The sequence below is a fragment of the Arthrobacter sp. 10T413_2 genome, from assembly GCF_056394205.1.
The window spans coordinates 1-18097 of sequence record NZ_JBFTHK010000089.1; the positions used below are offsets into that span (position 1 = coordinate 1).

17 protein-coding genes are annotated in these 18097 nt (G+C 66.6%); 11 read left to right on the forward strand and 6 right to left on the reverse strand.

All coding sequences use genetic code 11. From position 1 onward, the window contains the following. The first annotated feature begins 575 nt into the window (after positions 1-575). Positions 576-812, forward strand: coding sequence for a hypothetical protein (locus AC1DBQ_RS14305; protein WP_476929130.1), 237 nt, complete (start codon positions 576-578; stop codon positions 810-812). Between the two features lie 576 nt (positions 813-1388). Here the strand turns inward: AC1DBQ_RS14305 and AC1DBQ_RS14310 are convergent. Both AC1DBQ_RS14310 and AC1DBQ_RS14315 read right to left on the reverse strand, forming a co-directional pair. After that, positions 1389-1721 carry a helix-turn-helix domain-containing protein gene (locus AC1DBQ_RS14310; RefSeq protein ID WP_476929131.1) on the reverse strand — a complete coding sequence of 111 codons (333 nt, stop codon included), beginning with the start codon at positions 1719-1721 and terminating at the stop codon, positions 1389-1391. A 5-nt stretch (positions 1722-1726) separates the two neighbouring features. Beyond that, positions 1727-2824 (reverse strand): tyrosine-type recombinase/integrase, encoded by a 1098-nt coding sequence (locus tag AC1DBQ_RS14315; protein WP_476929132.1) that lies wholly within the window; start codon positions 2822-2824, stop codon positions 1727-1729. Between the two features lie 638 nt (positions 2825-3462). Between AC1DBQ_RS14315 and AC1DBQ_RS14320 the strand changes: the two genes are divergently transcribed. Beyond that, complete coding sequence (locus AC1DBQ_RS14320) at positions 3463-4560, forward strand: ATP-binding protein (protein WP_476929133.1); 1098 nt, start codon at positions 3463-3465, stop codon at positions 4558-4560. A gap of 59 nt (positions 4561-4619) precedes the next feature. Here AC1DBQ_RS14320 and AC1DBQ_RS14325 read toward each other — a convergent pair whose 3' ends face one another. The 3 genes from AC1DBQ_RS14325 to AC1DBQ_RS14335 form a co-directional block, all read right to left on the reverse strand. After that, positions 4620-7013, reverse strand: coding sequence for an ATP-binding cassette domain-containing protein (locus AC1DBQ_RS14325; protein ID WP_476929134.1), 2394 nt, complete (start codon positions 7011-7013; stop codon positions 4620-4622). Between the two features lie 118 nt (positions 7014-7131). Beyond that, the gene (locus tag AC1DBQ_RS14330) at positions 7132-7542 is read right to left on the reverse strand and encodes a VOC family protein (RefSeq protein ID WP_476929135.1); all 411 of its coding nucleotides are present in this window, start codon (positions 7540-7542) and stop codon (positions 7132-7134) included. Between the two features lie 5 nt (positions 7543-7547). Further along, entirely contained in the window at positions 7548-8021 is a 474-nt protein-coding gene (locus AC1DBQ_RS14335; RefSeq protein ID WP_476929146.1) for a helix-turn-helix transcriptional regulator, read from the reverse strand. Between the two features lie 114 nt (positions 8022-8135). Between AC1DBQ_RS14335 and AC1DBQ_RS14340 the strand changes: the two genes are divergently transcribed. The 5 genes from AC1DBQ_RS14340 (at position 8136) to AC1DBQ_RS14360 (ending at position 13095) form a co-directional block, all read left to right on the forward strand. Beyond that, a complete protein-coding gene (locus AC1DBQ_RS14340) occupies positions 8136-9386 on the forward strand; it encodes a type III polyketide synthase (RefSeq protein WP_476929136.1) in 1251 nt (416 codons plus the stop codon). 98 nt (positions 9387-9484) lie between these two features. Further along, positions 9485-10162 (forward strand): class I SAM-dependent methyltransferase, encoded by a 678-nt coding sequence (locus AC1DBQ_RS14345; protein WP_476929147.1) that lies wholly within the window; start codon positions 9485-9487, stop codon positions 10160-10162. Then, positions 10155-11333 (forward strand): FAD-dependent oxidoreductase, encoded by a 1179-nt coding sequence (locus AC1DBQ_RS14350; RefSeq protein WP_476929137.1) that lies wholly within the window; start codon positions 10155-10157, stop codon positions 11331-11333. Before AC1DBQ_RS14345 ends, AC1DBQ_RS14350 begins: the two co-directional genes overlap by 8 nt. 55 nt (positions 11334-11388) lie before the next feature. Further along, positions 11389-12414 carry a hypothetical protein gene (locus AC1DBQ_RS14355; protein ID WP_476929138.1) on the forward strand — a complete coding sequence of 342 codons (1026 nt, stop codon included), beginning with the start codon at positions 11389-11391 and terminating at the stop codon, positions 12412-12414. A gap of 9 nt (positions 12415-12423) precedes the next feature. Continuing rightward, positions 12424-13095, forward strand: a complete 672-nt coding sequence (locus AC1DBQ_RS14360) for a peptide deformylase (RefSeq protein WP_476929139.1) — start codon at positions 12424-12426, stop codon at positions 13093-13095. Here the strand turns inward: AC1DBQ_RS14360 and AC1DBQ_RS14365 are convergent. Beyond that, positions 13043-15157, reverse strand: coding sequence for a S9 family peptidase (locus tag AC1DBQ_RS14365; protein ID WP_476929141.1), 2115 nt, complete (start codon positions 15155-15157; stop codon positions 13043-13045). The genes AC1DBQ_RS14360 and AC1DBQ_RS14365 overlap by 53 nt on opposite strands. A gap of 212 nt (positions 15158-15369) precedes the next feature. Here AC1DBQ_RS14365 and AC1DBQ_RS14370 point away from each other — a divergent pair, with 212 nt between their 5' ends. The 4 genes from AC1DBQ_RS14370 to AC1DBQ_RS14385 all read left to right on the forward strand — a co-directional run. After that, the gene (locus AC1DBQ_RS14370) at positions 15370-15810 is read left to right on the forward strand and encodes a VOC family protein (protein ID WP_476929142.1); all 441 of its coding nucleotides are present in this window, start codon (positions 15370-15372) and stop codon (positions 15808-15810) included. Between the two features lie 77 nt (positions 15811-15887). Further along, on the forward strand, positions 15888-16811 hold the full coding sequence (locus AC1DBQ_RS14375) for a putative RNA methyltransferase (protein WP_476929143.1): 924 nt from the start codon (positions 15888-15890) through the stop codon (positions 16809-16811). A gap of 195 nt (positions 16812-17006) precedes the next feature. Continuing rightward, positions 17007-17468 carry an NfeD family protein gene (locus AC1DBQ_RS14380; protein WP_476929144.1) on the forward strand — a complete coding sequence of 154 codons (462 nt, stop codon included), beginning with the start codon at positions 17007-17009 and terminating at the stop codon, positions 17466-17468. Positions 17469-17567: 99 nt separating this feature from the next. Next, positions 17568-18097, forward strand: a 530-nt coding sequence (locus tag AC1DBQ_RS14385) for an SPFH domain-containing protein (RefSeq protein ID WP_476929145.1), incomplete at its 3' end; no start/stop codon positions are given.

Genomic DNA, 18097 nt, shown 5'->3' on the forward strand with positions numbered 1-18097 from the left:
GTGAGGGCCCGTGAAATGGCGAAGATAAAGATGCCAGTTCCCATCACCACCAGACCGAATAAGGTTCCGGGCGCCATGTGTACTCCCTAACGCTTTTTGATGAGCGTACCGTCACCGTGCAGCATATCGAGACCACGGATCCGCTGCTGCAGTGGCGTGTTTCTGTGTGACTTGGTAGCTGTAGCCGAGCATTTCGGCSACGAGCGGGGGAGGAGCTTCCGTGCCGAGCGCGCGGAGGGATGCGTTCCGTGCGCCAAGGAGGTTGATGCCCAGTTCCCGGAGACGCTCCATGAGTGTGTTGGGGTGGATGTGCCAGCCGATCCGGTAGCCGGGGAACAGCCACTCGCTGCCGGAACTGCTCCCTGTTCGCATGTTCGGTCGCGAAGCCAGATGTTCCGCTGGTCCTGACCTAGCAACGGCATGGTCTTGGCCTGGCGGTGGCCGATGGTGATGTTGGTGCAGGTCCGGTTGTTGACCGCCCGGATGCAGAAGGTCCGGATGGCGTGCCTGGTGGTGGGTCCGTCGGCCAGCCAKGCATCGACGTCGGTCTGGACGCAGGAYTCAACTGCCCGCCCGTGGGTGGTTTTGAGCCAGGTGAGGAATTTGATGGTTTCGGTGATTTCCTGCTTCGCACTGTGCACGGGACCGCGGGTGGGTCTCCCGTCGCCCGGGAGGCTTCGGATGCGGCGAAGGTGGTGCCAGCGGGCAAAGGATTCAACAGGCCGCCGGACGTCAGGGTCTTCGACGGCGTCGAGCGTGCTGATGATCCACCGTTCAAAGAGCGCGAGATAGTGATCGCGGTCCGGGAGTAGGTTGTGGTGGGTGAGTAGGCTGCGGACGTGCTCTACCCGTTTGCTGTTCGGTTCCTTATCCAGCGCCTCGTGGCTGAGGGGGATGTCGCCGGCGGCAAGGCGCCCGAGCAGATCACGGACGCCGGCCCTGCGGAGCCAGGTCAGGATACTTTCTGGTCGTTGGGCTCCGCAGAGGGCCGTGAGGAGTGTCGCCGCCGTCGTTTCGGGCCAGGGACTGATTCGTCAACGCGCAGCAGCACGGTCAGGTMGTCTCGTAGCGAGCAGCGGGCGCAGGTGTCCTGGCGGTAGTGCTCTGTCTCCKTGCYGCAACGTGTGCAGTGATAGTCCTGCGTGATGTCTGCGCGGTCAACACAAACAGGTTCGTTGGCGTGTTCCGGGGATCGTCCGGGGAGCATGCGGTTCGTGCCGCAGCCCGGGCAGKGGCCGTGCGTGCGCATGGCTGCTGTGAAACAGGTCCCACAGATCCTGCCTTCGGGCCAGCTGACCCGGTGTTTGCCGKCTGGCCGGGAGCATCGGTCGCACATGAACGCTCCTGTGGTGCGGGGACGGCCCCGTCTGATGGGTCGCGGGGTAATCTCAGCCGTCATTGCGGATCACGCGGGCGCGTTTGGGACGGATCGTCTTGTTTAGATCGACGACGTTGGCGTCGGAGGCGACCTTGCGGACTTTCGCGTCCGCGGCCGCGACGGTGATCAGGTCCTCGKGTCCGCAGCCGAAGATGTCGCAGAGGGCGGCGACCATCATCAGCGAGATCCGTTCCGGGCGCTGGGTGACCAGGCGGTAGACCTGCGAGGCCGACAGTTCGATGCCGCGTTCCTTCAACAAGGGGCTCAAGTCGGTGCTGTTGTGCAGTCCCCGGGCTGCCATCAGTTCCGGAAGCCGCCAGCGGTAGTCGATCTCTCGTTTCATGAGGATCAGTCTCCCATTCCGGCCAGCGCGTCCCGGACGGTGGAATCCAGGGCCCGGCGCAGCGTCTTGACCCGGTAGTCACTCGAGACCGAGGTGTAGAGGGCCGTGGTCGAGGCGTGCTCGTGGCCGGCCTGGTGCTGGACGAACAGGGGGTCCATGCCGGCTTCGATCAGGTGGGTGATGTAGGAACGGCGCAGCGAGTGGATGTCCAGGCCGGGGGAGAGGCCCAGGTCCTCGCAATAGCGGTTGAACCGGCGGTTCAACGCAGTCTCTGAAACAAGCGTGCCGCGTTCGGACGGAAAGAGATCCAGCCCGTCCGTCATGTGCGTGTGGCCGCGTTCCAGCCAGTCGGCGACGATTTCAGCTGACCAGTTGAACACGGTCAGGACACTCCGGCGCTTCKGGGAAGAACCCCGCATGGCCTTCCCGTAGCGGACCTGCAGGACCCCGTATTTGCCGAACTCGCGGGCGTGCGGGTTCCTGGCGAAATCGAAGGTCTGCAGGTGCCGGACCTCGTTGCGGCGCAGCCCCCAGCAGTCCGCGACCTTGAACAGGACCGCATCACGGTAGGCCGGGAGCCAGCCCTTCCGGCCCAGCGATACGATCCGGTCGACTTCATCGTCGGCACGGTCAAAGAAGGCCTGCAGCTCGCGGCGGGTGAACGGGCGCCGGACCGGGGACGATTCAGTGGCCTGGGCGTGGACGGCGCTGTTCCAATCGAAACAGACCTGCGAGGGATGCGCCCCGAAGTACTGTTCGCAGACCCTGTCCCAGCCGTAGTCAGGAGAAGCCGCGTAGGAGCAGAAGGCCCGCAGGGCGGCCTGATAGGACCGGATCGTGGACTGGGCGGTCTGCTTGACGCTGCGCAGGTCTCCGAAGAACTCGTCGACGTGGGACGGTGTCCACTGCCAGGGGTATTCGTTGGTGTATTCCTGGAACCGCGTCACTAGCCGTTCCCTGGAATCGATGGTGCCAAATGCCAGGTTCCGGCTCAGCTGCTGGTTGCGCCACCCGGTGAGCATCTKGGCGAACACCTGATCCTCGGGATGCAGGAACCGCACATCACCGAACTCCAGCACCCKGCCGGCAGAATCAACCGCCACAACAATCCTCCCTGACATTGCATTGGATKAATGAATCATGCAATTAGTGCAGGATCGTTGCAAATCCRCAGTTCAACGGCTCATGTTTGGGCGGGATGGATGACCGGACCGGCGCCCGGATGTCTCCGGCAGGATGCTTTGAACCATCCGCCGTTGGAGCATTTGCGCAGGTCGGAGGCGGTTTCGCCGATCGAAACGGTCCCGTAGTGATGGGAGGGGGCTCGGGGCCAGTGATATTGCATCCGATGCAATAATCATCATTATACTTTACATAATGTTGATTATCGGCGTTCAATAATCAGCCGGAAGTGGCTTAGCGGAGCCCCGACTCTGTGCGCCTCGTTGTGCGCCTCGGTGTGACCACAGCTACGTCTTCGTATTCGGCGCGCTTGAGCTGCGTCGCCAAAGTATCCGCGCCTGCCGCGACAATCAGAAGCCGCTGGGTTCCAACGGCGGAGAACATCCTCGGAAACCCACGCGCGAGGACGTGACGCACAAGCCCGCCGGCAACGTGKATCCATTCCAGCCAGGTTATGGACGCTCAAGCGTCACGGCACGCGAGAACTCACAAAACTCACATATGCTCATAGCGTTCGCTCAAACTCACAAGACACACAAGCACTCACAGGAGCCCGTCGATGGATAACCCGTTTCGACCCTCGGCAGGTGCCACACCGCCGGAAATCCTCGGCAGGGCCGGTGTGCTGGATGAGTTCGAGTACGGGCTGCGCCTGGGATCCGGCGCCCCMGGCCTCTTGACGATCTTCACCGGCGCCCGGGGAATCGGCAAGACCGTGATGATCGGCGCCGCCCACGATATCGCCCGCGAACACGGGTGGGCGGTGGTTTCCGAGACCGCCACCGCAGGTTTCATGGGGCGCATTGGCGAATCGATGCGCCAGCTCGCCGAAGAACTCGGCACTGGCCCGGTGGTCCGGCGCATCACTGCCGTGGCCGCCGCAGGTTTCAGCATCACCACGCAGCTCCCGCCTGAACGCCAGGTGGCGTGGCGGACCCTGGGACAGGACCTCCTTACGCTTCTTGACAAGCGAGGCACCGGCCTGGTCATCACGGTAGACGAGATTCATGCCGCCGACCGCGGCGAACTGGCCCAGCTGGCCGCCAGTGTCCAGCACTTCACCCAGGACCGGCTCCCCATCGGTTTGGTCTTCGCCGGACTGCCGGCCGCGGTGTCGGACCTGCTCAACGAGGGAGTCGCCACGTTCCTCCGCCGGGCCGACAAGATAGACCTTCACGCTGCCGCCGTGCGGGAAGTGGAAGAGTCGTTCGCCCACACCTTCGCCGAAGCATCCTTCGAGGTCTCCCCCGCCCTGGTCCGCCGTGCAGCAGACGCCACGGGAGGGTATCCGTTCCTCATCCAACTGGTCGGATACTTCCTCTGGAAGGAAGCGGAGATCAACCAGGGAACACTCACTCCCGAGTCAGTCGAGCGCGGTATTGCGGCGGCAAACCGGCGCAACGCCCGCACCGTGATCGAAGCCGCACTCGCCACCGTCTCCCCCAAAGACCTGGACTTCCTGCACGCCATGGCAGAGGACGACGGACCCTCCGCGGCCGGGGACATCGGCCGGCGCATCGGCGCCAGGACAAATCTCGTCGCGAACTACCGCTCAAGACTGCTGGCAGCGGGCCTCATTGAAGCCGCCGGCCACGGAAAAGTCGACTTCGCCATCCCCGGCCTGCGCCAACATCTCAGGGCACAAACCAGAGACTAAGCCTTTTGGGGACAGCGGTGCTGGCCTGCTGTGGACAAGCCGGCAAGCCACCGCCTTGTTCAGGCGCCGACGTAAGCCGCGAGGTGCTGGCCGGTGAGTGTTGAACGTTCGGCGACGAGGTCGGCGGGTGTGCCCTCAAAGACCAGTGTGCCGCCGTCGTGGCCTGCGCCGGGGCCAAGGTCGATGATCCAGTCGGCGTGCGCCATGACCGCCTGGTGATGCTCGATGACGATGACCGACTTGCCCGAATCCACGAGGCGGTCCAAAAGACCAAGCAACTGCTCGACGTCGGCCAGGTGCAKGCCGGTGGTCGGCTCGTCGAGGACGTAGACGTCGCCYTTTTCGGCCATCTGGGTGGCGAGCTTGAGYCGCTGCCGTTCGCCGCCGGACAGCGTGGTGAGGGGCTGGCCGAGCGTCAGGTAGCCGAKGCCGACGTCGGCGAGCCGGCCCAGGATCTTGTGCGCGGCGGGTGTTTTGGCCCCGCCGTCGTCGAAGAAGTCCACGCCCTCGGCCACCGACATCCCGAGGACTTCAGCGATGTTCCGGCCGCCCAGCCGGTACTCMAGCACCGAGGCCAGGAACCGCTTCCCGTCGCACTCCTCGCAAACGGATTCGACCGTCGCCATGACTCCCAGGTCGGTATAGATGACGCCGGCGCCGTTGCACGCGGRGCATGCGCCCTCGGAGTTGGAGCTGAAGAGCGCCGGTTTCACCCCGTTGACCTTCGCGAACGCCTTCCGGATCGGGTCCAGCAGCCCGGTGTACGTCGCCGGGTTGCTCCGCCGTGAGCCGCGGATCGCGCTCTGGTCGACCACAACTACGCCCTCGCGGCCGTCGATCGAGCCGTGGATCAACGAGCTCTTCCCGGAGCCGGCGACGCCAGTGACGGCACAGAGCACCCCGAGCGGAATGTMGACGTCCACATCCTTGAGGTTGTGCATGGACGCGCCGCGGATCTCCAGCGTGCCCGACGACGAACGCAGCAAGCCCTTGAGGCTGGYCCGGTCGTCGATGTGACGCCCGGTGATGGTCTCGCTCCCCCGCAGCCCCTCCACCGTGCCCTCGAAGCACACGTTGCCGCCCCCGGTGCCGGCGCCGGGGCCGAGGTCGACGACGTGGTCGGCGATCGCTATCATCTCCGGCTTGTGCTCCACGACGAGCACGGTGTTGCCCTTGTCGCGAAGTTGGAGCAGCAGCCTGTTCATCCGCTCGAYGTCATGGGGATGCAGGCCGATCGACGGCTCGTCGAAGACGTAGGTGACGTCGGTCAGCGAGGAGCCGAGATGGCGGATCATCTTGGTCCGCTGTGCCYCTCCCCCGGACAGGGTGCCCGCCGGCCGGTCAAGGGAGAGGTAGCCCAGGCCGATCCCCGCGAATGAGTCGAGGATGTGCTGGAGTCCGGCGAGCAGCGGGGCCAMGGAGGGTTCGTCAAGGCCGCGGGCMCAGTCGGCGAGGTCGCTGATCTGCATGGCGCAGGCCTCTGCGATGTTCTTCCCCTTGATCTTCGAGGACAACGCCTCCTTGCTGAGCCGGGTGCCGCCGCATTCGGGGCAGGTCGTGAACGTGATCGCCCGTTCCACGAACGCGCGCACGTGCGGCTGCAGCGCGTCGACGTCCTTGGATAGCATCGACTTCTGGATCTTCGGGATCAACCCCTCGTACGTGAGGTTGATGCCCTCGACCTTGATCTTTGTCGGTTCCTTGTAGAGGAGGTCGTCCAGTTGCTTCTTGGTGAACTTGCTGATCGGCTTGTCCATGTCGAAGAAGCCGGAACCGCTGAAGATGCGGCCGTACCAGCCGTCCATGCTGTAGCCGGGGATCGTGAGTGCACCTTCACTGAGTGACTTGGTGTCGTCATACAGCGCCGTGAGGTCGAAGTCAGTCACCGAGCCCATGCCCTCGCAGCGCGGACACATGCCGCCCTGGTACACCACGTCGCGCACCACGTTCCTCTCGACCCTGCCGCCCTTCTCGGTGCTCATCACCCCGCTCGCCTTGCGCGTCGGGACGTTGAAGGAGAACGCGGTGGGCGAACCGATGTGCGGCTGCCCGAGCCGGCTGAAGAGGATGCGGAGCATGGCGTTGGCGTCGGTGGCGGTGCCGACGGTCGAGCGCGGGTTGGCGCCCATCCGTTCCTGGTCGACGATGATCGCCGTCGTCAGGCCTTCCAGGAGGTCGACGTCGGGCCGTTGGAGCGTCGGCATGAAGCCCTGCACGAAGGCGCTGTAGGTCTCGTTGATCATCCGCTGCGACTCCGCGGCGATCGTGCCGAACACCAGGGAGCTTTTACCCGAGCYGGAGACGCCGGTGAACACCGTCAGGCGTCGCTTCGGGATCTCGATGCTGACATCCTTGAGGTTGTTCTCGCGGGCGCCCTGCACGCGGATCATGTCGTGGGTGTCGGCAATCTGCTGCGCGGGCGCCTCCGTGTCCGTCCCCGTGGCCATGCTCATGGTGTCTCCATCTGTTCTACGGGCCCGCCTTCGCGGTCCCTGTCGGCGTCGCTGTGCTCTATCTAACCAGCATCGGGGGCGGCCCCGGCCCTGCTTTATAGGCGGGGCTGCGGAGGGCTCAGCGCGGTTCCTGGATGCGGATCAGGTTGCCCGCGGGATCGCGGAAGGCGCAGTMACGGACCCMGTAGGGTTGGTCGGTGGGCTCCTGGACGACCTCGGCGCCGCTGGCCTGCAKCCGCTCGAACGTGCCGTCGACGTCGGTCGTGGCCAGGAGGACCCGTGCGTAGGTGCCCTTGGCCATCATCTCGGCGATGGTGCCGCGCTCGCCGTCGGTGATGCCGGGGTCCGCGGCCGGCGGTTCCAGCACGATTGACGTGCCCGGTTGCCCGGCGGGGCCGACCGTAAGCCACCGCATCCCGCCGTAGCCGACGTCGTTGCGGACCTCGAAACCGAGGGTGTCGCGGTAGAAGGCCAGAGAGGCGTCCGGATCGGTGTGTGGGAGGAAACTCGAGTGAATGGTGATGTCCATGGCGTTCATGCTAGCTGCGGCTCGGGGGCCCGCGCTTCTCGATTCCTGACCGGTCGGGTGACCTGTTTCGCCACGCAGGACGGCATGCCCGCCGTCGTGCGCGTTGCCTCCCGCCGGAAGACGCTGGGAGGCACCCCGACCAGCTCGGTGAAGCGGCTGCTGAAGGTACCCAGCGAGGAGCAGCCGACGGCGAAGCAGACCTCAGTGACGCTGAGGTCGCCGAGGCGCAGCAGTGCCATGGCGCGCTCKATCCGGCGCGTCATCAGGTAGCTGTACGGGGACTCACCGTAGGCCAGACGGAATTCGCGGCTGAGGTGCCCGGCGGACATGTGCACGCCGCGGGCAAGGGCCTCGACGTTGAGTGGCTGCGCGTACTCCCTATCCATCCGGTCGCGGACGCGGCGCATCCGCGCGAGATCGCGGAGGCGTTGCTCRTCTCGTGGCTGCGGATCGCTTTGCTGCGGATCGGGGGCGGGCATGCTGGTCACATCTGTGATCGTGCTACGCTCCGCCGGACTTGTCCAGTGCCGCCGGCGCCCCCGAATCTCCGTCCCATGCATTGTCTTTGACGCCGGGCTCACTGAGAATGAACCATGACGGTCTACCTGAGGTCTTTGGAAACTGCAGTCCCGCCAACCATTCTGGTCCAGCCCGAGGCTAGGGCCGTGTTCGCCGCCCAGCCGGGCCTGACGCGGCTCGGATCCCGCCTCGTCAACACCTGTTTTGACTCCGCAGCCATCGACACCCGGCATACGGCCGTCAAAGAGCTCACCACCGACAGCCGGGCGCAAGATCCGCAATTCTTCGACCCTGCTACTGGCCTGCTGCTCAGCCCCAGCACCAAGGTCCGGAACGATATCTTCGCCACGGAAGCCACCAAGCTCTTCATTGAAGCCGCCCAGAAAGCCCTGGATGCCTGCCCGGGGGTCGATGTGCTGGACGTAACCCACCTGATCACCGTTTCCTGTACCGGATTTTTCAATCCCGGGCCGGACTACAAGATCGTCCGCGCCCTGGGCCTGAACCCGGCTGTTCAGCGGTACCACCTGGGCTTCATGGGCTGCTACGCCGCGTTCCCGGCGTTACGGGCGGCGAAGTCTTTTTGTGAGGCAGATCCCGAGGCGGTGGTGCTGGTGGTCTGCGCCGAACTGTGCTCACTCCACGTCCGGACCTCCAACGACCCCGACACCATCATGGGGTCGGCGCTGTTTGCCGACGGCGCCGCTGCCGCCGTCATCACCGCCCGGGACATCCCCGGTGAACCMGCCCTGCTGCAACTGGACCATTTCGAAACCGTCCTGACGCCGGTCGGGGAGGAATCCATGGCGTGGAACATCGGCGACGAAGGCTTCGAGATGGTCCTGGGGAACTATGTCCCGCACATCATCGATGACCACATCATCGGCGCCCTCGAACCTCTCTTGTCACGGGACGGCTCGCTGCACGGACTCCCCTACGGCGACATCCAGCACTGGGCCATCCATCCCGGCGGCCGGAGCATCCTGGACAAGGTCCAGTCCAGGCTGGAGCTCAGCGACGAACAACTTGTCCCCGCCCGTGAAACACTGCGCAACTTCGGCAAMATGAGCAGTGCCACCGTCCTGTTCGTCATCAAGCACATCCTTGACCTGCCGGCCGCCGGTGAGGACGGGGACGGCACAGGCGTTCCTGCCGTCCAGCCGGGTGCGGAACGGATCTGCTCCATGGCCTTCGGCCCGGGCCTGACCGTGGAAACGGCGCTCTTCACCCGGCTTCCGGTGCACCGGGCCGCCGCAGCCGCGGAAACTCCCGACGCCGAGACCGCTGGCGCAGATCCGGCGCAGCCCGTCTCGGTGCGGGCCTGAAAGCGGCCACGCTGAAACCCTCCAACGTGCGGCAGTTCACGACGGATCGACTCCGTTCAGTCCTTCTGCGGGACCGCGCGTCCGACGCCGTCGAGGAAATGGACCTGCCCGGCTGCGATCCCGGCCGCCTGGAGCGCACCTATGCCCAGTTCGCGCTCGTCAACCGTGCGGTCGCCGGGTGGCGCGGCATCTATCGGCGCCGTGTGCGGCCGCGGCTGACCCCGGACACCCCGATGACCCTGCTGGACATCGGTTGCGGCGGGGGCGATGTTCCGGTGCTGCTGTCGCGTTGGGCCGGCCGGGACGGTCTGCGCCTCGACATCACGGCMATTGACCCGGATCCGCGGGCAAGCCTGTTCGCCACGGACCGGCACGCGTCGGCGGGCATCACCTTCCGCCAGGCGGCCGCCGCGGAGCTTGTCGCAGAGGGCCGCAGCTATGACTTCGTGATGTCCAACCATGTACTGCACCACCTGGACGGACTGCCGGGATTCCTGGCAGAATCCGCCAGGCTGTCCCGCGGCATGGTGATCCACAACGACATCCGCCGCAGCCCCGCCGCCTACGCGCTCTTCGGCGCCGCCTCCTGGGTGTTCACCGGCTCCTACATCCGGCAGGACGGGCTGACCTCGATCCGGCGAAGCTTCACCGCAGCGGAACTGACTGCCGCCGCTCCCCCGGGCTGGACGGTTGCCCGCCACACCCCCTTCCGCAACCTCCTTCTGCTGGACACCGCCGACGCCGGCTACCCGGAAGGACCACCCGCCGGTGGCTGATGTGCTGATCATCGGCGCCGGCCCGGTGGGACTCTTCATGGCCGCCCTGCTGCTCCAGGAGGGGGTTGAGGTGCAGGTCCTGGAGCAGCGGAGCGCCCCGGAGCCCCATTCGCGGGCTATCGGCATCCATCCGCCGGCCCTCGAGGCGCTCGCCCGCGCAGGAGTCGGGGAAACGCTGGTTGCCGAGGGCATTCAGATCCGCCGCGGAGTCGCCCTGGCCCGCGGAARGACGCTCGCCACGATGTCCTTCGCCGGAGTCTCGGATCGCTTCCCGTTCGTGCTGTCCCTGCCTCAGGGCCRTACCGAGGCGCTGCTGGAACAGCGGGTCAACGAGCTCGACGGCGGCGCTGTGCACCGCGCCGTCCGTGTCACCGGGTTGTCCGACGACGGCGTCCGGGTCACGGTGGAAGCCGCATCCCCGAGGGGCGCCCGCCGCTACACGGCGCCGCTGGTCATCGCCGCCGACGGGGTGCGGTCCACAGTGCGGTCCGTGCAGGGCATCGCCCTGCGCACCAAGGACCATCCGGACAGCTACCTCATGGGCGACTTCGCGGACGGGACCGGGTTTGGTCCCGACGCGGCTTTGTTCCTGGCCGGTGCGGGAATAGTGGAGTCGTTTCCCCTGCCCGGTCGGCTGCGCCGCTGGGTGGTCCGGCTGGGCCCCGGAGACTTCATTGCCCGTGAGCTTGCTGCCCGTGACCCGGCCGCCGACGATCGCGCCGGCGATGCCCGGTGGCTGATGCAGTGCGTGCGGGACCGGACGGGACTCGAGATCGACCCCGGGACCAACAGCATGCTCAGCAGCTTTGGCGTCCGCACCCGCCTGGTGCGCCGGATGGCGGCCGGCCGGGTGGTGATGATCGGGGATGCGGCCCACGAGGTGAGCCCCATCGGCGGGCAGGGCATGAACCTGGGCTGGCTGGATGCCGCGGACCTGGCGCCGATCATGACGGCGGCGGCGCGCGGCCACGATGTAGCGGACCGTCTGCGGACTTTTGAACACGCCCGCCTGAAAGCGGCCGCTAAGGCTGCCCGCCGGGCGGAAATCAACATGGCCCTGGGCCGGCCCCTCGCGGACGGCCTCTTGRCAGTCCGGAACCGGGTCATCGGCGGCGTGGCCGCAGTCCCGGCGGTGAATTCGTTKATCGCCCGCCGGTTCACCATGCATTGAAGCTCCCGTGGCTGACCGGCCCATGGGTTTCAGTGTCGCGGAATAGACTGTGCACATGGACGGCCTCTCCGTGCCGCGGCGGCGCCGCACAGTGTTCCGCACAGTGTTCCGCACACTGTGCAGCGCAGCGTCCGCCGTGGCMGTACTGGGTGCCGCAGCGTCCTGCAGCACGGGCACCGGTGGCGGGTCCGCGGGCACGCCCTCCGCTCCAACAGCCGCAGCGACAGCCACCGCCGCCGCGCCGGTGACCGTTGAAATCAACCAGTTTCGCGACAACTACAGCAATCAGATCATCGAAATCCAACTCACGAACACCACGGTCGCTCCTCTGACGGTCCTCGGTGCTKAACTGAGCACGCCGCTCTTCGCGGCCCCGATCGCCTGGCCCGCGACCGCCGGYGGTATCGTGCTGCCGCCCGGCCAGACGAAGAGCCTGCCKGCACCATTATCCGCGCCGGAATGTAACAGCACTGACGCATCCCACGGGGTGCCCGGGGACGAAACCAGCGGGACCACCCGAACCACCGGATCAGCGCAGGTGACCCTCCGGCTGGCGCCGCCAGCAGCCGCTACAACAGACCCGGCCACCGGCCCAACCACGGCTGAAGATCCGTTCGGGGTCCTGGCGCGTAACAACGCTGAGATGTGCCTGACCCGCGAAGCCGCAGCGGTGGCGGCTTTCGCCCTGGCTCCGGACCTTAAGGTCGCCGCGGACGGGCGGACCGCCGTCGTGCGTCTGCTCGTTACACCGGCCGCCGCCAAGGCAGGGGGCAGCGGCGGTGCTGACGCGGGTGAGTTGGCGATAGACAGGATTGAGGAAACCACCCTGTTGGCCGAGTCCCCGGTTGCTCCGTGGCCGCGGGCGGTKACGGTTCGCGCCGGCGGGGCGGCGACGGAACTGCGGCTTGGAATCCGGCCCGCCCGCTGCGATCCCCATGCCGTGGCCGAAGACAAAGTGGGCACACTCCTGCCGCTGCTCATCACGGTGGCGGGCCGGGAGGGCGTCCTAAAGATCGCTGCCGGCGGCAAACTTCGGGGGCAGATCTACGAATTTGTTACAACTGCTTGCGGCCGCCAGTAGTCTGAGGGCATGTCCATTGATGCCAGGCCCACCGACTACAGCGCCGCCCGGATCCAGGAGACCGTCCAGGAGATCTTGAGCGCGGGCATCCTGCCGCCGATCGTTCAGGCCGGGCATCCGGTCCTCCGGCACGTGGCCGCGCCGTTCGAAGGCCAGGTGACCGACGCCGAACTCGGTCACCTCATCGACCTCATGCGCAGCGTGATGCACAAGGCACCGGGCGTTGGCCTGGCAGCACCCCAACTCGGGATCCCCCTGCAGATCGCCGTCCTGGAGGACCAGTTTGCCGTCGATCCCGAGGTGGCTGCCGTCCGCGGACGGGAACCGCTGCCGTTCTTTGCCATGCTGAACCCGCGCTATCAGTCCCTTGGCAGGACGTCCGTGGCGTTCTACGAAGGGTGCCTCTCCGTCGGCGGCCTGCAGGCTGCCGTGCTGCGGCCGGAGTCGGTCCAGCTCGACTTCACAACACCGGACGGCACACAGCTGCAGCGGACTTTCACTGGCTGGCAGGCCCGGATTGTCCAGCACGAAACCGACCACCTGCACGGCATCCTGTACCTCGACCGGGCCGAGCTGCGCTCCATCAGCAACAATGCTGAATACTCAGCCCGCTGGGCCCAGCCGGACATCAGCCGTGCCMGGCAGGAACTCGGTTTCCTGCCGGGCACRGCGGAGGACTAGGCTGCGGTGCCGGGTTCTTCCCGGACGGCAGGTAGCGGGCCCACCACTTGAGGATTTCGTCGAAGCGCTGCTTGCGGTGGTGCGGGGTGCCGGAGCGCGATAGCTCGTGGTTCTCGCCCGGGAAGACCAGGAATCCGGTCTCAACCCCCTGCTGCTTGAGGGCCGTGAAGTAGCGCTGGCCCTGCTCCACGGGGCAGCGGAGGTCATCCTCGCTGTGGATCACCAGCGACGGCGTCCGCACGTTGTCCACTCGCGCCATCGGACTCTGGGCGGCCATCTGCTCCGCCGTACGGCCCGTGTACTCACCGCCGAAGAACCAGCCGATATCCGAGGACCCGGTGAAGCTCACCGGATCCAGGAAGCCGCGTTCCACGATGGCTGCCCGGAAGCGGTGATCGTGGCTGATGGTCCAGGCTGTCAGGTAGCCKCCATAGGATCCGCCCATGATGCCGACGTTGGCAGCATCCAGTTCGTCGAACTTCTCCACGGCCCCGTCCAGGAAGGCCAGAACGTCCTGCATGTCCACGGTGCCCATCCGCTCCTTGATGGACCGTCCGTGGGCCTGCCCGTAGCCGGCCGAGCCCCGCGGGTTGCACATGAGCACGGCGTAGCCGGCCMCGGCATAGACCGGCGCTTCGTCGAACAAGGCCACGCTGAACTGGGCAAACGGGCCGCCGTGAAGGTTCAGCAGCACCGGGTGCGGACCGGGGCCCGCAGGTTTCACGAGCCAGCCATGGACCGGGTAGCCGTCGGCCGAAGGCATCGTGAGTTCCTGCGGCTCGTTGATGTCCGCAACGCTCCGCAGCGGCGCGGAGAAATCCGTCAGCCGCCGCAGCTGCCCGCCGTCGAGCACGGCAACGTCGCCGGCCGTGGTGGAGTCGCTGAAGCTCACTACGAGGGAGCCTCCGGCGTCGACGGCGCCGGTGACTACCCGGTTGCCGTCCAGGAGCACGGTGTGGCCGCCGCCGGCGAGGAACTCGTGCAGTTCCACGGTTCCCCGCGCGTTGTTCAGCACCAGGGCGCCCGCGGCGCCACGCAGTTCGATCCGGCTCCCGCCGGACAGGTCCAGGGTCTCCACATMGCTGAGGGCTGTAGCCTGGCCGCCTGTGGCCGGCATGGCAAACAAGGCGGTGTTCCTGGCAACAAAGTCGTGTCCTGAGGGTCCGAGATCCTGGGCCAGGAAGAAGAGCCACTGCCCATCCGCCGACTGGCGGACGGCACTGACGCTCTGCTGCCCAGCCCCGGCCGGTCTGATGGCCTCCGGCTCCCCGCCGGCKGCGGGGACCGAGTAAATGCCGCTCACGAGGTCGGTGTCGCGCCCTTCGTGGAGGGCCGCGGTGAAGAAGATCGTGCCGCCGTCGGCGCTGAAGCTTGCGCCGTCGTGATCGGCTGCCCCGCTGGTGAGTTGCCGGGCGGCGGGCAGCAGGCTGGCGGCGGGCTCATGCGGATCGGCCGCGGCGCCGAGGGCCTTCAACGCGCGTCCGGCCGGGGCGGCCTTCGGTTCAGCGTCAAGCGGCGGCACGTCCACGAGGAACAGCTGGAGCGGTTTGTCGGCGGTATAGCCAAGACCGTTCATCCGGTACTTGAAGTCGGTGATGAGCCGGGCGTCCTCGMTGCCTGCACCGACGCCGTCGACGCTGCCGTACCGGCCCTCCTCCGGGGTCCTGGCACTGAAGACGATGCTCCCGGAATCGGGCGACCAAGCAAACGAGCTGACACCCAGCGGTGCGGCCGTGAGCTGCTGGGGTTCGCCGCCGGCCGCTTCCACGACATGGAGCTGCGGCTTCCCGCCCGCGGCCGCCCGCAGGAACGCAAGGGCCCGGCCGTCCGGGGAAAAATCCGGCGCCGTGTCACGGAAGCCGCGGGTCAGGCGGCGCGGCCGCCGGTCCGGATCGAGGGGGTCCCGACCCGGGTCCGAGCCAAGCGGGAGCGTCCACAACTGGCCCACGTAAGTGTCGGCATCGAAGTCCGGGCGAATCACGGACACGACGGCACGTGAGCCGTCCGGATGCACGGCAGGGGCGGAAACGGAATTGAGCAGCGGTAGATGTTCAGATTTCACGCTTGCGAGCCTAACCCGGGGCGCGCAGGCTGTGAAATAMCTCACGCCGGTCCGRTGTGGCGCGGACACGGGACATGTCCCCTGTCCCGCCGATACCGCCGGCATGTCTTATCCCTTCGATCAGCTCCTATTTCGAGAGTGTTTCTCGCGCCGTGAATCCACCGTAGGCTCGGTCTTGGGCGGTTTGGAACCACGGCTTGGAGGCTTTGCTCATGTCGCGAATCATGCGGTTMGACCACGTCGGCGTCACGGTCCAGGACCTCGACAAGGTGACAGCGTTCTTCGTTGGACTCGGTCTGGAGATTGAGGGCCGGACGTTCGTGGAGGGCGAGTTCATCGACACGGTCATAGCAATCCCTGATTCCCGCACAGAGATCGTGATGTTGCGAACGCCTGACGGAGGTGCAGGGGTGGAGCTTTCCAGCTTCGTCCGGCCCGACCCCGAGCCGGGATCGCCCGCCGCCATGGCCAACGAACTCGGGCTGCGCAGTGTCGCCTTCGAGGTCGATGATCTCCAGGCGCACGTCGATCGGCTKGCCGGGGAGGGGTACGGGCTGGTCGGTGGCATCGGCCAGTATGAGGACGTCTGGCGCATGGCCTACGTGCGGGGTCCAGAGGGAATCATCGTGGCCCTGGCTGAGCGGATCAGCTGACGCGGCGATCCCAGAACGCTGATTCCGCTGGGCTGATTCCGCGCAGCGCCCCCGGAATCCGCGCTTAGGATGAAGGTATGCCTCCCKCCCGCGACTTCCCCCTGCTGTGCCCGGTGTGCAGGACCAGCCTGCGGTCCAGCGACGCTGGCGCCCCGTCCCTGCAGTGCGGCGCCGGCCACAGCTTCGATGCCGCCAAGCAGGGGTACTTCAACTTTCTGGTCGGTAAGGGGACGGTATTTGAGGCGGACAGCGMAGACATGGTCGCGGCCCGCTTCGACTTCCTCTCCGCAGGGCACTATCAGCCGCTGGCCGATGCCGTTGCCGAGGTGGCCTTGCCGGCGCTCGCAGCTTCACCGGGCGGGCGGCCCACGGTGCTGGATGCCGGAACGGGCACAGGCCACTACCTCAGGACGCTGCTGGACAGGTTTGCACCGGACGGGGCTGAATCCGAGGGGGCCGACCCCGAGCGCCCTTCGGCGGGTAGTGTTTCGGCTGCGGCCATCGGCCTGGACATTTCCAAGTTCGCGCTGCGCCGCGCCGCCAGGATGAACCCGGAAGCCCTCAACGTGGCCGGGGATGTCTGGCAGCCGCTGCCGGTCGAGGACAACGCCGTCGACGTCGTTACGGTGGTCTTTGCGCCGCGCAACGCGCCGGAGTTCGCCCGGGTGCTCCGGCCCGGCGGCCGCCTCGTGGTGGTGACGCCCCGGCCCGGCCACCTGGCCGAGATCGCCKGACAGACCGGGATGCTGGGGATCGAGCCGGCCAAGGACGAGCGGCTCKCGGCATCCCTGKGCACGCACTTCGCTCCCGTCGGAGCCCGGGATCTGGACCTGGCGCTGACCCTGAGCCCGCGCGACGTCACCAACCTTGCCCTGATGGGTCCGGCCGGACACCATCTGGACCGGGCCGCCCTCGCGGCGCTTGAKGCCGGACTTCCGCCGCGCACCGCCGTCTCGGCCCGATTCCGGATCAGCGTCTTCGAACCGGTTCCCGCGAGCTGACCCGTCGCGACGCCGGGGCAAGCCCGCACCGCTGAACCCGTCACCGGGGCGGGGAATCAGCCCGGCACGTAACGACTTGGCCACGTTGTCCATCAATTTTCGGCGCCCGGGTCCAGCCGTTGCCCTTCAGTTTAGGATGGAAAGACAGTTACTGAGGGGCTGTGTTTTCAGCTCCCGGAACTCAAGGGGGAATTGATGTCTGTATGGCTGGTCGAGAACTGGTGGGCGCTGTGGCTCACCCTGTTCCTCCTGTTTGCCGTGGTCGAGATGCTCACCCTGGACCTGTTCTTCATCATGCTCGGCGGAGGTGCCCTCGCCGGACTGGTGGCGGACTTCGCCGGCGCCGATCTGTGGTTGCAGATCATCGCCTTCTGCGTTGTGTCCCTGCTGATGATCGGCTTTGTCCGGCCGGTGGCCCTCAAGCATCTCCATAAGGGCCCGGCGGACCAGCGCAGCAACATCGAAAGACTCATCGGCGAATCCGCCCTCGTCATGKAGGCAGTGAGCGAGACCGGCGGCCTCGTCAAGATTGGCGGGGACGTCTGGAGCGCCCGGTCCGAATCCGGGGTGCTCTCGCCCGGCCAGCAGGCCGTGGTCAGCGCCATCGACGGTGCCACGGCGATCGTGGCTCCGCAGCCGGAGTCGGCCATCCAATAAAGAGGCGGCAGGACATCCTGCCGGCACCGGCAACGGGCCGCACCGCCGCGGATCTGCCACAGCGACACCAAAATCAAACAACTGGGGAATAGGTGATGTATGGATATCGCAATCGCAATTGTGCTGCTGGTACTGATTGCGTTCGTAATTATTGTGCTGGTCCGGTCGGTCCGGATCATTCCGCAAGCCCGGGCCGGCGTCGTTGAACGGCTGGGCAAATACCAACGCACCCTGAATCCCGGCCTCACCCTGCTCATTCCGTTCGTGGACCGCCTGTTGCCGCTGCTGGACCTCCGCGAGCAGGTGGTTTCCTTCCCGCCGCAGCCCGTCATCACCGAGGACAACCTGGTGGTTTCGATCGACACCGTGGTGTACTTCCAGGTCACCGATGCCCGCGCCGCCACCTATGAGATCGCGAACTACATCCAGGCCGTGGAGCAGCTCACCACCACAACACTGCGCAACGTGGTCGGCGGGCTCAACCTCGAGGAAGCGCTGACGTCGCGCGACCAGATCAACGGCCAGCTCCGCGGAGTGCTCGACGAGGCGACGGGACGATGGGGCATCCGCGTCTCCCGGGTGGAGCTCAAAGCCATCGATCCGCCCCACTCGATCCAGGACTCGATGGA